Origin of the sequence: Aeromicrobium flavum, from assembly GCF_007992115.1 — a bacterium.
In the GTDB taxonomy this organism is placed as follows: domain Bacteria; phylum Actinomycetota; class Actinomycetes; order Propionibacteriales; family Nocardioidaceae; genus Aeromicrobium; species Aeromicrobium flavum.
The window spans coordinates 1-13742 of sequence record NZ_BJZQ01000007.1 but is presented as its reverse complement, the minus strand read 5'-3'; the positions used below and the strand labels follow the sequence as shown (position 1 = coordinate 13742).

13 protein-coding genes are annotated in these 13742 nt (G+C 74.3%); 2 read left to right on the top strand and 11 right to left on the bottom strand.

Translation table 11 applies throughout. From position 1 onward, the window contains the following. Positions 1–84: 84 nt before the first annotated feature. Positions 85–1014, top strand: a complete 930-nt coding sequence (locus tag AFL01nite_RS08670; protein ID WP_146827282.1) for an XdhC family protein — start codon at positions 85–87, stop codon at positions 1012–1014. Here AFL01nite_RS08670 and AFL01nite_RS08665 read toward each other — a convergent pair. Genes AFL01nite_RS08665 through AFL01nite_RS08615 form a run of 11 tightly spaced genes read right to left on the bottom strand, consistent with a single transcriptional unit; the run spans position 983 to position 13442 of the window. Then, entirely contained in the window at positions 983–3709 is a 2727-nt protein-coding gene (locus tag AFL01nite_RS08665) for a molybdopterin-dependent oxidoreductase (RefSeq protein ID WP_146827281.1), read from the bottom strand. The two genes, AFL01nite_RS08670 and AFL01nite_RS08665, sit on opposite strands and share 32 nt — an antisense overlap. Then, a complete protein-coding gene (locus tag AFL01nite_RS08660) occupies positions 3706–4482 on the bottom strand; it encodes an FAD binding domain-containing protein (protein WP_146827280.1) in 777 nt (258 codons plus the stop codon). The genes AFL01nite_RS08665 and AFL01nite_RS08660 overlap by 4 nt, the downstream gene beginning before the upstream one ends. Position 4483: 1 nt before the next feature. Next, positions 4484–5323 (bottom strand): MurR/RpiR family transcriptional regulator, encoded by an 840-nt coding sequence (locus AFL01nite_RS08655; protein ID WP_146827279.1) that lies wholly within the window; start codon positions 5321–5323, stop codon positions 4484–4486. Beyond that, positions 5320–6555, bottom strand: a complete 1236-nt coding sequence (locus tag AFL01nite_RS08650) for an allantoate amidohydrolase (RefSeq protein ID WP_146827278.1) — start codon at positions 6553–6555, stop codon at positions 5320–5322. Before AFL01nite_RS08650 ends, AFL01nite_RS08655 begins: the two co-directional genes overlap by 4 nt. After that, the gene (locus AFL01nite_RS08645; protein ID WP_222593456.1) at positions 6552–7766 is read right to left on the bottom strand and encodes a pyridoxal-phosphate-dependent aminotransferase family protein; all 1215 of its coding nucleotides are present in this window, start codon (positions 7764–7766) and stop codon (positions 6552–6554) included. The genes AFL01nite_RS08650 and AFL01nite_RS08645 overlap by 4 nt, the downstream gene beginning before the upstream one ends. Continuing rightward, the gene (gene allB / locus AFL01nite_RS08640; protein WP_146827277.1) at positions 7763–9112 is read right to left on the bottom strand and encodes an allantoinase AllB; all 1350 of its coding nucleotides are present in this window, start codon (positions 9110–9112) and stop codon (positions 7763–7765) included. Before allB ends, AFL01nite_RS08645 begins: the two co-directional genes overlap by 4 nt. A gap of 10 nt (positions 9113–9122) precedes the next feature. Beyond that, positions 9123–10028: a factor-independent urate hydroxylase gene (gene pucL, locus AFL01nite_RS08635; RefSeq protein WP_146827276.1), complete on the bottom strand. Its 906-nt coding sequence runs from the start codon at positions 10026–10028 to the stop codon at positions 9123–9125. Between the two features lie 2 nt (positions 10029–10030). Then, positions 10031–10336, bottom strand: a complete 306-nt coding sequence (locus AFL01nite_RS08630; RefSeq protein ID WP_146827275.1) for a hydroxyisourate hydrolase — start codon at positions 10334–10336, stop codon at positions 10031–10033. Then, positions 10333–10824, bottom strand: coding sequence for a 2-oxo-4-hydroxy-4-carboxy-5-ureidoimidazoline decarboxylase (gene uraD / locus AFL01nite_RS08625; RefSeq protein ID WP_146827274.1), 492 nt, complete (start codon positions 10822–10824; stop codon positions 10333–10335). Before uraD ends, AFL01nite_RS08630 begins: the two co-directional genes overlap by 4 nt. Positions 10825–10872: 48 nt before the next feature. Beyond that, a complete protein-coding gene (locus AFL01nite_RS08620) occupies positions 10873–12393 on the bottom strand; it encodes an AtzH-like domain-containing protein (RefSeq protein WP_246119652.1) in 1521 nt (506 codons plus the stop codon). Continuing rightward, on the bottom strand, positions 12390–13442 hold the full coding sequence (locus tag AFL01nite_RS08615) for an acetamidase/formamidase family protein (protein WP_146827273.1): 1053 nt from the start codon (positions 13440–13442) through the stop codon (positions 12390–12392). The genes AFL01nite_RS08620 and AFL01nite_RS08615 overlap by 4 nt, the downstream gene beginning before the upstream one ends. Positions 13443–13524: 82 nt before the next feature. Between AFL01nite_RS08615 and AFL01nite_RS08610 the strand changes: the two genes are divergently transcribed. After that, positions 13525–13742 (top strand): DUF1275 family protein (locus AFL01nite_RS08610; protein WP_246119651.1); only part of this gene is annotated, 218 nt, incomplete at its 3' end.

The following is a 13742-nucleotide window of genomic DNA, read 5'->3' as shown; positions in this document are numbered from 1 at the left end:
GGAGCGCCATCGTCGCAAGCAGGTGTTTCCTGTCCGTTTCGTCGCTGTCCCTCCCGTGAAACACGCGTTCCCTAGTGTCGCCGCATGCTGGAGCTCGCCACCACCCTGCGCACCTGGGCGGCCGAGGGCCGTCGCGTCGCGGTGGCGACGCTGGTCGCGGTCGACGGCAGCGCCCCTCGCGCGGTGGGTGCGGCCCTCGCCGTCGACGACACGGGCCGGGTCGCCGGCAGCATCTCGGGCGGCTGCGTCGAGGCCGACCTCGTGGCAGAGTGCGAGCGGGTCCTTGCCGGCGGCCCGGCCTGCATGTGCCGGTACGGCGTCGGCGACTGGCTCGAGCCGGGACTCATGTGCGGGGGCACGATCGACGTGCTGATCAGCGACGTCGCCGTGCTCGACGAGCCCGCCTGGCACCAGGTCGAGCGTGCGGCGGCGGGGCTGGACGCCACCCTGGCCCTGGGTGCCGACGGCCGCCCGTGCACCGATCCCGTCGTCACCCTCACGGTCCGGCGGCCGCGACGGCTCGTGGTCGTCGGTGCGGTCGAGTTCGGGGTGGCCCTGTGCGCGCTGGCGGCCCGGGCCGGGTTCGCCGTGACGGTCGTCGACCACCGTGAGACCTTCGCCGCGAAGGAGAGGTTCCCCGACGCCACCGCGGTCGTCGTCGAGCGGGCCGCGCGGTGGATCGCCGCCCGGAACTGGAGCGACGACGACGCGATCTGCGTCCTGGGCCACGACCTCGCACACGACACCCCGGCGATCCTCGCGGCGCTGCGTGGGGGCGCCGGCTACGTCGGCGCGATGGGCTCGCGCACCACGCACGAGCGTCGCGTCGAGGCACTGGCCGCCCTCGGCGCCACGACCGACGAGCTGGCGTGCCTGCGCTCGCCCATCGGCCTCGACCTGGGCGGCTCGGCGCCCGAGCACACCGCGGTCGCGATCGTGGCCGAGATCCTCGCCGTCCGGCACGGCGCCACCGGCCTGCCGCTCAGCCGGGTGCCGGGACCGATCCACCGCTGACCCGCCGGGCCAGCCGCCACACCCGGTCCCGCGTCATCGGGAGCTCCGTCGGTCTGACACCGAGGGCGTCCGTGATCGCGTTGGCGAGCGCCGGAGCCACGGGGTTGTAGGGCGCCTCGCTCATCGACTTCGCGCCGCGGGGCCCGAGTGCATCGAACGTCTCGGCGAACAGCACCTCGGTGGGCGGGACGTCGGCCATCTGCGGCACGCGATAGTTGCGGAACGTCCGGGTGGCGACCTCGCCCTCGCGCACGACCATCTCCTCCTGCAGCGCCGAGCCGACCGCCTGGGCGACGCCACCCTCGATCTGGCCGCGCAGCTGCTCGGGGTTGATGACGACCCCGGCGTCGGCCGCGTGGACGGACTGCAGCACGCGCACCTCGCCCGTCGCGGGGTCCACCGCCACGCGGAAGCCGTGCACGTTGAACGCGACCGACCGGGGCGTGCCGTCGTGGCTGCCGTCGGCGGTCAGGCCGTCCGGGACGATCTCGGAGAACGGCACCAGCCTCCCGTCCGGCAGCACCACCCCGTCGCGATGGATCGAGCAGTGCCCGGTGGCCACGCCGGCCGCGCGCGCGGCGAGGGTCAGCAGCTCGGCGCGCAGTCGCTCGGCCGCGAGGTGGACGGCCTGGCCGGCGACGACCGACCCGGCCGAGCCGAAGGCACCGGTGTCGTAGCCGGACGCCGCGGTGTCGCTCTGTCGCACGCGCACCCGGTCAGGCGTCGTGCCCAGCTCGGTCGCGACGAGCTGGACGTGCACCGTCGTGGTGCCGTTACCGAACTCCGCGGTGCCGACCGCTGCGGTGTAGACGCCGTCGGCGTCGACCGAGACCGTGACGTGCGAGAAGTGCCCGCGCGGCGGGATCGTGGCGATCATCGCCATCGCGACGCCGCGGCCCGTCGGCCAGCCGGCCGGCGCGGGCAGGCCCCGGCCCGAGGACAGCGCCTCGTCCACGAGGTCGAGGCACTGGTCGAGGCCGTAGGAGCCGCCGTACTCGAGGTCGCCCGGCTCGTCCGCCGTCACGATGAACGGGTCGCCGGGCACGACGGCGTTGCGACGACGCAGCTCCAGCGGATCCATCCCGAGCTCGTGGGCGAGGTCGTCGAGTGCCGACTCGATCCCGAACATCACCTGCCCGAGCCCGTAGCCGCGGAACGCCCCCGACGGCAGCTGGTTGGTGTAGACCGCCTCGGCGTCGACGCGCTTGTTCGGGCACCGGTACTGCGCGACCGACTCGTGGCAGCCGTGGAACATCACGCCGACGGCGTGGTTGCCGTAGGCACCGGTGTCGCTGAGGACGTCGAGCCTCATCGCGACGAGCCGCCCGTCCGCGTCGGCACCGAGCGTGACGCCGACCCGCATCGGGTGCCGGCACGGCACGATCGTGAACTGGTCCTCACGACTCAGCTCGTACTGCACCGGGCGACCGGTGCGCAGGACGGCCAGACCGATCAGGTCCTCCACGAGCAGCTCCTGCTTGCCGCCGAACCCGCCGCCCACGCGCGCGGCCAGCACCCGCACCCGCTCGGCCGGCAGGCCGAGGATCCGGGCCAGCTCGGCCCGCACGAGGAACGGCACCTGGGTGCTCGTGCGCACGACCAGCGTGCCGTCGGCGTCGAGCCAGCCCATGCCGCCGTGGGTCTCCAGCTGAGCGTGCGACACCCGGCCCGTGCGCCACGTGCCGGAGACGGTGACGTGCGCCGATGCGAGCGCCGCCTCGACGTCGCCGTGCTCGTCGTGCAGCCGGGCGACGACGTTGCGCGCCGGCTCGGCGATCCGCGACGCGACCGGGTCCTTGTCGGCGTGCAGGAGCGGAGCCCCGGGCTGCCGCGCCTCGTCGGGGTCGAACACGGCGTCCAGCACCTCGTACTCGACGTCGACCAGCTCGAGCGCCGCCTGCGCCAGGCCCACCGACTCGGCCACCACCACCGCGACGCGCTGGCCGTGGAAGCGCAGCACCGGGTCGAGGATGCGGGTGTCGTCCGGGTCGTCGAGCCGGTTCTCGTGGCGAGCCGTCGAGAAGAGCACGTCCGGCACGTCGTGGTGCGTCAGCACCAGGTGCACCCCCGGGACCGCGACTGCGCGGCTCGCGTCGATGCGGACGATGCGCGCGTGGGCGTGCGGGCTGCCCAGCACCGCGACGTGCAGCAGGCCCTCCGGCGCCGCGAGGTCGAGCGTGTACGGCTCCTGACCGCTCACGATCCGGGTGGCAGCCGGCGAGCGCGTCGAGGTGCCGAACGCGGCGCCGTCGGCCGCGGCCTCCACGTTGGTGGTGCCGGCGAGCGCGTCGCGGATCGACCGGTACCCCGTGCACCGGCACAGGTTCCCCTTCATCGCCCGGCACAGCGACTCGCCCTCCAGCCCCTCGTCGAGCGTCGAGGCGGTGACGACCATCCCCGCGGTGCAGAACCCGCACTGGAAGCCGGCCGCGTCGACGAAGCGCTGCTGGGTCTCGTGGAGGGCGTCGGGGGTGCCGAGCCCCGCGGCCGTCGTGACCTCGCGACCCACGGCCCGCACGGCCGGGGTGACGCACGCGTGCACGGCCCGCCCGTCCAGCAGGACGCTGCAGGCACCGCAGTCGCCCGCGTCGCAGCCCTTCTTCACGTCGTGGTTGCCGTGCTCGCGCAGGAAGGTGCGCAGGCACTGGCCGGGACACGGCTGCGCGTCGACCGGGGCTCCGTTGACGACGGTCATGACAGCTCCTCCACGATCTCGCGCACGCAGCGCCGGGTCTGGGCCTCGCGCCAGTCGGGCGCGCCGTGGAGGTCGTCGTACCAGGGTGCGACGGCGTCGACGGCGTCATCCACTGCTTCCGGATCGACGTCGAGCACCCACGGCCGCGCGGTCGAGCCGGTGATGGTGAGGACGAACCGGTCGCCGACGCGACGGCCCACCACGACGCCGCCCGAACGGCCCATCGAGGTCAGTGAGAAGCGACGGCACGCGGCCGGCCGGGCGAGGACGTCGAGGTCCAGCTCCAGGGCACGCAGCACCTCGCCGGGTGCCAGCGACGTCGCCCGCACGCCCCGGACGAACGACGCCACCGACTGGCGCCGCTCCCCCGCCGGGCCGAGCACGACGGCGGTGGCGCCGAGCCCCGCGAGCAGCGACGTCATCGCGCCGGCCGGCAGCGCGAGGCAGACGTTGCCGCCCACGGTGGCGGCGCCCCAGATCTTCGTGGACATCACCAGGGACTCCGCGCAGGACCGCGCGACCGCCAGGGCGGGCAGGCCGGACGCCTCCGCCCGGGCGACCAGCTCGGCGATCGTGCAGGTGGCGGCGATGGTGAGCGTCGACTCCGACCGCTCCCAGGCCGGCCATCCCAGCGCGGTGAGGTCGACGAGGCCGCGGACGCCGGGCTGCGGCTCGGAGAACAGCCACGTGCCCCCGGCCACCCACGCCTCGCCTGCTCCGATCGCCAGGTCGGGCGCGGCGGGCCGGAACGTCTCGACGGTGTGCAGGTCCACGTCAGCCGCCCTCGATCTCGCCGACGAGGCGGTACGAGGCGTCGATCGCGGACGCCCGCGCCGAGGCGTCGGCGCCGAGCCGGTCGAGCACGCGGGCCGAGACGGCCGCCACGACGCTCATCGCCGCGGCGTAGCTGTCGAACGCCGTCTGCGTGGAGGCCCCGCACTCGAGCCACACGTCGCGGCTGTGGGCGAGCCGTCGCCCCGACGGGTCGCCGAGCAGCACCACGGGCGTGCCCTGCTCGCGCAGCAGGGCGAGCAGCCCACCGAGCTGCGGCGGACGACGACGGAACGCCACGACGACCGCGGCGTGCTGCGGTCCCAGGCCCACCACGTCGTCGGACAGCGACTGGCCCGGCGACGGCGAGACCCGCACGCCGGTGCGCGCCTGGCCCAGCTGCTGGGCCAGGTGCAGCGCGACCGGGTAGCTGTTGCGCAGCCCCACCACCGTGACGGAGGCGCTCGCCGCCAGCAGGCAGGCGGCGCGCTCGATCGCGGCCTCGGCCGAGTGCAGCACCCGGTGCAGGTGCTCGGTCTCGGCCTCCAGGTGCTGCTCGATCGAGGGCGTGCCGTCGATCGTGACGGGCACGCCCGAGCTGCGCAGGGCGCGGAGCTGCTCGCGCAGCTGCGTGAAGTCGTCGTAGTCGAGACGGCGGAACAGCCGGCTCATCGTGGCCTTCGAGACGCCGGCCAGGTCGGCCAGCTCGGCGGCGCGGTAGAGGGCGAGGTCGTCCAGGTGGTCCAGCAGCGCGTCGGCGGCGCGGCGCTCCTGCGGCGACAGCGTGGCGTAGCGCTCGGCGATCCGCGCCTCGATGGGCCGGGCGTCCACCGCGCCGGTCATCGCCGCTCCACCCGCTCGGCCACCGCCAGCACCGCGTGCTCGAGCGCGTCGAGGCCGCGGGCCACGTCGATCTCGCGCACCTCTTCGTCGGGGTGGTGGCTGACGCCGTCGGCGCACCGCAGGAACAGCATCGCGACGTCGGTGACGGCGCCCACGGCCATGCCGTCGTGGCCGGCCCGGCTCCACAGGCCCATCGGTGCGGGATCTCCGGCGGCCGCGATCCCCTCCACGACGGCCTCGGTCAGCCACGGAGCGCACGGCATCGCCGGGGCGCGGTGGTTCTCGACAACCTCGAGGCCGAGTCCTCGCGCCGTGCACAGCTCGTGCAGCTCGACGTCCAGCCGCTTCCACATGGCGTCGCGGTCCTCGTCGGTGGCGGCGCGCAGGTCGAGGGTGAAGTCGGCGCGGCCGGGGATGACGTTGACGGCGCCGGGGCGGACCGCGATCCGGCCGACGGTCGCGATGCAGCCCGAGGGGCGCACCAGGCGCTCGATCGCCGTGATGCACTCCGCGGCGCCGACGAGCGCGTCCTTGCGGCGCTCGTACGGCGTGCCGCCCGCGTGCCGGGCCTCACCGAGGACGCTGACCACGAAGCGGCGCGCCCCCGCGATGGCGGTGACGTAGCCCAGCGACACGTCCGCCTCCTCGAGGTACGGGCCCTGCTCGATGTGCGCCTCCAGGTAGCCGACCAGCTCCTCGGTGCGGCGGGCCGCCTCGCCGACGTGCGCGGGATCGAGGCCGAAGTCGACGAACGCCTGCCGCAGGGTGACGCCGTCCGCGTCCGCCAGGTCCCACCAGGCCGGATCCCACGTGCCGGCGGCGGCGCAGCTGCCGAGCAGGGCCTTCCCGAACCGAGTGCCCTCCTCGTCGCCGAAGCCCACCACCTCCAGCGCGAACGGCAGCGCCGCCGTCCGGTCGCCCAGCCGCTCGGCGACCGCGATGGCCATGACCACACCGAGCATCCCGTCGTACGAGCCGGCGTCCGGCACCGTGTCGAGGTGCGAGCCCAGCAGCAGGGCGGGCAGGCCGGGCGCGCGCCCCTCGCGGCGGCCGTACTGGTTGCCGGCGGCGTCCTGCCAGGTCCGCAGGCCTGCGTCGGCCATCCACCCGGCGACGCGCGCGTTGGCCGCCGCGTGCTGCGGGGTCAGGTGCACCCGCTCGAGACGGGTCGGATGGGCCGAGTGCCGGTCGAGCTCGGCGCAGCGGGCGAGGACCTCGGCGGCGGTCGTCACGCGTAGACCTCCTGCGCCGCGCCCACGCCGGCGCCGGCGGTGACGGGCACGCCCGCGGCCCGGAGCACCTGCTCCAGCGCCGCCAGCGTCACCAGCACCGCGTCCTTGCGCGCGTTGTGGCCCATCGTGCCGATCCGCCAGACCTTGCCGTGCAGGGGCCCGAACGACGTGCCGATCTCGATGCCGAAGTCCGTCAGGAGTCCCGCGCGCGTGCGGTCGCCGTCGACGCCGTCGGGGATGTGCACCGCGACGACGTTGTGCATCTTGTGCGCGACGTCGCCGAACACCTGCAGCCCGAGCCCCTGCACGCCCGCCAGCATCGCGGCGCCGTGCAGGCGGTGGCGCTCGACGGCCACGTCGACCCCCTCGTCGACGAGCAGCCGCGCGCACTCGCGGGCGCCGTAGAGCATCGTCGTCGCCTCGGTGTGGTGGTTGAGCCGGCGTGGGCCCCAGTAGTCGATGATCTGGGCGAGGTCGAGGTAGTTCGACGCGATCCGCACGCCCCGTCCGACGTCGCCGGACTCGGCGATGCCGGCCTCGACGTGACGCCGACCCTCGATCACCCGCACCGCCCGCGAACCGATCGTGATCGGGGCGCTGCCGGACGGACCGCCGAGACACTTCTGCAGGCCGGCCGAGGCCACGTCGACGTCCCACCCGTCGGTCTCGAACCGGTTGCCGCCGAGCGTCGCCGTCGCGTCGCAGTACAGCAGCACGTCGTGCCGGCGGCAGATCTCGCCGAGGTCGTCGAGCGGCTGGCACATCGTGGTGGCGGTGTCGCCGTGCACGACCGCGAGCACCTTCGGCCGCACGGCGAGCACGGCCTCCTCGACCTGCTCGGGGGTGAACACCGTGCCCCAGGGCGTCTCGATGGTGTGCACCTCGGCGCCGCACCGCTCGCCGATCTCGGCCAGCAGGTGGCCGAAGCGGCCGAAGACGGGCACGAGCACCCGGTCGCCGGGCTCGAGCAGCGACACCAGGGCCGCCTCGATGCCGGCGCGCGAGGTGCCGTCGACGAGGAGCGTCTGCTCGTTCGAGGTGCGGAAGACGTGGCGGTAGAGCTCCATCGTCTCGTTCATGTACGAGGTCATGGCGGGGTCGTACTGGCCCACGAGCTGGGCCGACATCGCGCGCAGGACGCGCGGGTCGGCGGTGATCGGGCCGGGGCCCATCAGCAGGCGGGGCGGCGGGTTCACGGACGCGGTCGTCATGGGTGCTCTCCGAGGTCGGGACGGGTCAGGGGACGGCCGTGGGTGGGGTCGGGCGCGGCGGCGTCGACGATCTCGCCGCGCACCACCGTGGTGGTGACGCGCCCGTCGAGGCGGAGGCCGTCGTACGCGGAGATCGGGTGGCGGTGCGCCAGGCTCGCGGCCTCCACGAGGTACGGCGTGGTGGGGTCGTACACGGCGAGGTCGGCGTCGGCGCCCACCTCGATCCGGCCCTTGCGGCCCAGGCCGACGAGGTCCGCGGTGTTCCGCGACATCCACGCGCTGACCCGATCCGGCCCGATCCCCCGGCGCCGTGCCTCGTGCGCCATCGCGGCGAATCCGACCTGCAGGCCCGAGATTCCGCCCCACGCCTGCATCAGGTCGCCGTCGCCGCGGTACTTCTCCGCGGGGCTGGACGGCGAGTGGTCGCTGACGACGCAGTCGATCAGTCCCTCGTCGAGCGCCTGCCACAGCGCCTCACGGTTGCCGGCGTCGCGGATCGGCGGGCAGCACGTGAACTCAGGCGCGGCATCGGGGATCGCGTCCGCGGTGAAGCACAGGTAGTGCGGGCACGTCTCGACGGTGAGCCGCAGTCCCTCGGCGCGGGCCTCGGCGATCACGTCGAGGGCGCGGGCGCTGGACAGGTGCAGCACGTGCACCCGCGCGCCCGTCTCGCGCGCCCCGTCGACGACCTGCCGGATCGCCGCCGCCTCCGCGGCGTCGGGACGCGAGGCGGCGAACTCGCGGTAGGACCGCGTGGCGGGTGCGGGGGTCGACTCGAGGATCGCGGCATCCTCGGCGTGCACGATCATCAGCCCGTCGAACCGGGCGATCTCGCGCAGCGCGGCCAGGAGCTCGGCACGGTCGAGCGGCGGGAACTCGTCGACCCCCGACGGCGACAGGAAGCACTTGAAGCCGAACACGCCGGCGTCCCACAGCGGCTCGAGGTCGCCGACGTTGCCCGGCACGGCCCCGCCCCAGAACCCGACGTCGACCAGCAGCTGGTGCTGCGCCGCCTGCTGCTTGAGCTCGAGGTGCGCGACGGTGGTGGTGGGCGGGATCGCGTTGAGCGGCATGTCGACGAGCGTCGTCACCCCGCCGAGCGCGGCGGCCTCGGTGGCCGACCGGAACCCCTCCCACTCGGTGCGTCCCGGCTCGTTGACGTGCACGTGGGTGTCGACGACGCCGGGCACGACGACGGCCGCGTCGGGGACGCGCAGGACGCCGTCGCCGGAGACGTCGCGGAACGGGTCGATCGACGCGATCCGGCCGTCGCGCAGCACCACCGTGGCCGGCCGGAACGCGCCGTCCACCAGCACCTGCCGGGCCGAGACCGCCTCGAGTCGCATGCGTCGCCGCTCAGCAGAACCCGGGCACGGTGGCCCAGGCCTGCGGCGCCTCGGGCGCGCCCTCGCGCTGGACGGTGGCCTGGATGAGCCCGTACGGACGGTCGGCGGCGAGGAAGACCTCGTTCGGGTTGTCGAGGCCGAACGGCGTCAGGTCGACCGCGAAGTGGTGCTTGTTCGGGCACGAGAGCTTGACCTCGGCGACCTCGGGGAACCGTTCCAGCACGGCGCGGCCCATCGCGAAGATCGTCTGCTGCAGCGCCAGCGAGTGCAGGCTCGCGAACGTCTCGAGCATGAGGTCGCGGATGGCCGCGTACCGCTCGTTCCAGTCGCCGAGGTCGGCTGACGTGTAGCGCCACCAGGCCGTGACCGACGTGGCCAGGATCCGGTCGTCGGTCTCGACGAGGGTCGTGTACCGGTCGCGCGGGAACCCGTGGAACTCCGAGCCCGTCGACTTCAGGACGGTGCAGTCGGTGAACCCCGCGAGCACCCACGTCTCGTCGCCGTCCTTCTGCACCAGGGTGGTGCGCACCTCGCGGCCCTCGCGGACGAACGCGTGGTCGTGCGGTCGTCCGTCGACCCCGATCCGGTCCCAGGCGTACAGCTGCGACTCCCAGCGCCCGCCGGTGACCTGCTCGAAGTCGTCGACGAAATGTCGGCCCAGCGTCATCAGGAACTGCTCGGGCGACCCGATCCCGTGCTCGCGGGCATACGCGTAGACCGTGTTCTTCTGGGTGTCGGTCGCCACGACGTGGGAGTTGTCGCCCACGACGTGGCAGTCGGTGAAGTCGCCGCGCAGCTGGGTCGTGACGTTGAGGTCCTCGATGCGGTGGACCGGGGTGTCGCGCGTGACCCGCACCAGCCGGCACTCGGCCTTCCCGTACTGGTTCGGCCCCAGGATGATGTCGCCCTGCGCCATGCTCAGCTCCCTCGGTAGGCGGTGTAGGAGAACGGGCCCAGCAGCAGGGCCACGTGCAGGTGCGGCCGGTCCGGCTCGACCACGAACGCCACGTGCGCCGAGGGGAAGAACGTGTCGCGGTACTGGTCGTCGAACCAGGCGCCGGTCGCGTACTCGAGGGCGTGCGGGCCCGCCCCGATCTCGCCGTCGAAGGCGATGCGGCCGTCGGTGTCCGTGGTGGCGGCGAGCGTGCCGTCGAGCGTGACCACCAGGCCGGCGGCGGGCCGGCCGCGCGCGGCGTCGAGGACGTGGGTGGACAGGGTGGTCATGACAGGATTCCCTCCAGCCGCAGGGCGGCGATCTCGCGGAGCTGGCCGGCGGTGACCGCCAGCTCGGTCTCGGGGTCGTTCTCGAGGCGGCGTTCGAGGTGCTGGAGGATCTCCTCGGCGCTGCGGCCCGCGGCCCGCACCAGGAAGATGCGGTCGAACCGCCGCTCGTAGCGGCGGTTGCCCGCGGCGAGGCGCACCGCGGTGTCGCGATCGGTGTCGACCCCCGACTGCTCGCTGCGCGAGAGCTCGGCACTCGCGCCGTCCCCGTGCGGCTTCTCGCCGATGCGGGGGTGGTCGGCCAGCGCCTCCGCGACCTCGGCCGCGCCCCACCCCGAGGCCAGCGCGTCGGCCTGCGCGAGCACCGCGTCGACGGTGCCGTACGGCCGTCCCGCGACGACGGCGGCGACCCACGAATCGACCTTGGCGCACGTGCGCACGAGCGCGGACGCCGTGGCCGCGTCGGCCGCGTCGAACGTCGTGATGTCCATGCGACCTGACGCTAGGCGGGCGGTGTTACGCCGGCTGCAACGATCGTTTCAGCGGCGTAAACGTTCTTCCCGGTCCCGGACGAAGCCCAGCAGGTCGCGGTCGCGGCCCGGACCGGCCACGAGGCCGACCCCGCACGGCAGGCCCTCCTCCGTCGCGCGGGGAACGGTCACCGCGGGCAGGCCCCCGAGCCCGGCCAGGCAGGTCAGCCGCATCGTCGCGTCGCGCACGGCCGAGACGTCCTCGGCGAGCAACGGCGCCACCGACGACGCGGACGGCAGCACCACCACGCGGTCGCCCACGAGGCGGCGGATCGTGCGGCCCGCCGAGGCGACGCCGATCGCGGCGGCCACGGCCTGCGCGGAGGTGATCTCCGCGGCGGCCTCGAACCGCGCGCGCACGTCGGGTCCGAGCGAGTCGAGGCGCGTGCGCAGCCACGGTCCGTGGGCTGCCCAGGCCTGGGCGGCCTGGTGCACGCGGAACGCCTCGCGCCAGGACTCGAGGTGCGCGAGGTCCCACGACTCGGTTGTGGCGTCCACGCTCGCAGCGAAGGCCCCGACGGCCTCCGCGACGTCCGGCTCGGCCAGGGCGAGCAGCTCGGGGACCACCACGATCTCGCGCACGGGGCGGGGCGCCACCTCCGGCAACAGCACGTCGCCCACCCGGGCGAGCAGCGAGGCCTCGCGAGTCAGCCAGCCGACGGTGTCGAATGTCGGCGCCAGCGGCAGTACCCCCGCTGTCGGGATCGCCCCGTGCGTGGTGCGGATGCCGAAGAGGCCTTGGTATGCGGCGGGCACCCGGATCGACCCACCGGTGTCGGTGCCGAGGCCGATCGCCGCGTGCCCAAGGGAGACGGCGCTCGCCGAACCCGAGCTCGAACCCCCGCTGATCCGGCCGGGGGCGCGGGGGTTGGGCGGCGAGCCGTGGTGCGCGTTGGCACCGGCCAGGCTGTACGCGAACTCGTCGGTGCGCGCGATGCCGCGCACGGCGGCACCGGCGCCCAGCAGGGTCCGCACGGCCCACGCATGGGTCGTCTCGACCGGGGCATGGCCGAGCCACGTCGGGTTGCCCGCGCCGACGGGCTGCCCGGCCACGGCGAAGAGGTCCTTGACCGCGACGTCGAGCCCGTCGAGCGGACCGGCGCCGGTGGGGCGCACGAGCGGGTCGCCGACCACCCGCCAGATCCGCGCGTCGTGTGCGGCGGCCGGCACGGTGACGTGCGCCGCCGTGACCTGCCAGCCGTCGGCACCGCGTTGCCAGACCTGGGTCTGCTGGCCCCGCCCGCCTCGCTCGAGCTCGGTGACCGCCACGACGAGGGCATGCTCGGCACCCAGCACGCGGACGTGCACGTCCAGCACGGTCCGGAGTCGCGCTCCCCCGCGCCCGCCGCGGAACCGGCGGATCTGCTCGTGCCCGACGAGCAGTCCGGCTGCGTCGCCGCGCAGCGTGTCGGGGCGGTCGGCGAACAGCCGGTCGAGCTGCTCGAGGTCGTTGGCCATGAGCGCGCGCTCGTACGCCCAGAAGGCGTCGAGGAGCCCGGCCGGCGCCGGATCGCCCAGCACCGCGGTCACGCGAAGTCCTCGATCCGGATGCGTGCGTGCACGCCCTTGACCAGGTCGACCACCTGGCTGATGTTGAAGTCCGTGGCGGCGCTCAGGTAGGCGTAGGCGTGCGCCGGGTGCATCCCGTACCGCGCCTGCAGCAGCCCGATCGCGGCGCGCACGCAGTTCTGCACCGCGACGTCGAGGTCGGGATCCATGCCGGTCGGCACGAGGAGGTCGCGGGTCTGCGCCAGCGGCCCCACGACCTCGCCGAACTCACGGACCGCGTCCTCGCGAGCCACGACGTCGAACCGCACCGTCGCGCGCAGCGAGGCTTCCATGGCGGTCAACGCGACCTCGCCGTCACCCTGGGCGAAGTGCGGGTCGCCGACGTACGCCAGGGCGCCGTCCACCTGCACGGGCAGGTAGAGCGTCGAGCCCGCGGTCAGCAGGTTGATGTCGATGTTGCCGCCGTGGCGGCCGGGCGGGACGCTGTGGGGACGCTCGTCGCCGGCGACGGCGACGCCCATGATCCCGAGGAACGGCGCCAGCGGGAACCGCACCGCGCGGTCGTCGCCGGGTCCGTAGGACATCGCGCCCCGGCCGTCCTCGACGCGGGCGAAGACGCTCATCACGTCGCCGTACGCCGGGTACTCCTCGGGCAGTGCTCCGCGCCCGTGTCGGTTGGAGACGACGCCGTAGGGCACGCGCGGCGTCGTCCCGACGACGGTCATGGCCAGCAGGTCGCCGACGCGGGCGCCGCGCACCGCCACCGGTCCGGTCACCACGTGCGGGCCGTCGGCGCCGAAGGTCCGCTCGACGTCGGAGGCGGCCAGCGCGACCGCGTCGTCGAGCACCTCGACGTCGTACGGCGAGAAGAACGAGCGCGGGTCGCGGCCCTGGTCCTCGAGGATCCCCTCGTGGCTGATGGTGTCGAACACGACCTCGGTGCCGGGGTCGACCGTGAGGACGGGGTCGTCGGCCGCGCAGGGCAGGCGACCCCAGCGGAGGTGGTCGACGGTGGAGGGCAGGTAGGTCGCCCCGTGCGGGACGTCGACGCCGGGGTGCAGGACGGTCACGCGCTGAGCGTAGGGAGGTCGTGTAACGCCGCCGTGACGCACCGATGACGTGCCCGTCGCCGCCGTGCAGCACGATCAGGGCGTGATCCGACGCCTCCCCACCGACCGCCAGCACCTCGTCCTGATGCTGGCCCTGACCTTCTCCACCGGCATCGTCGACGCCGTCGGCTACCTCGGCCTCGACCGCGTCTTCACCGGCAACATGACCGGCAACGTCGTCATCCTCGGCATGGCCGTCGTCGGCGCCGAGGACCTGCCGGTACTCGGACCGGTGCTGGCTCTGGTGGGCTTCATGGCGGG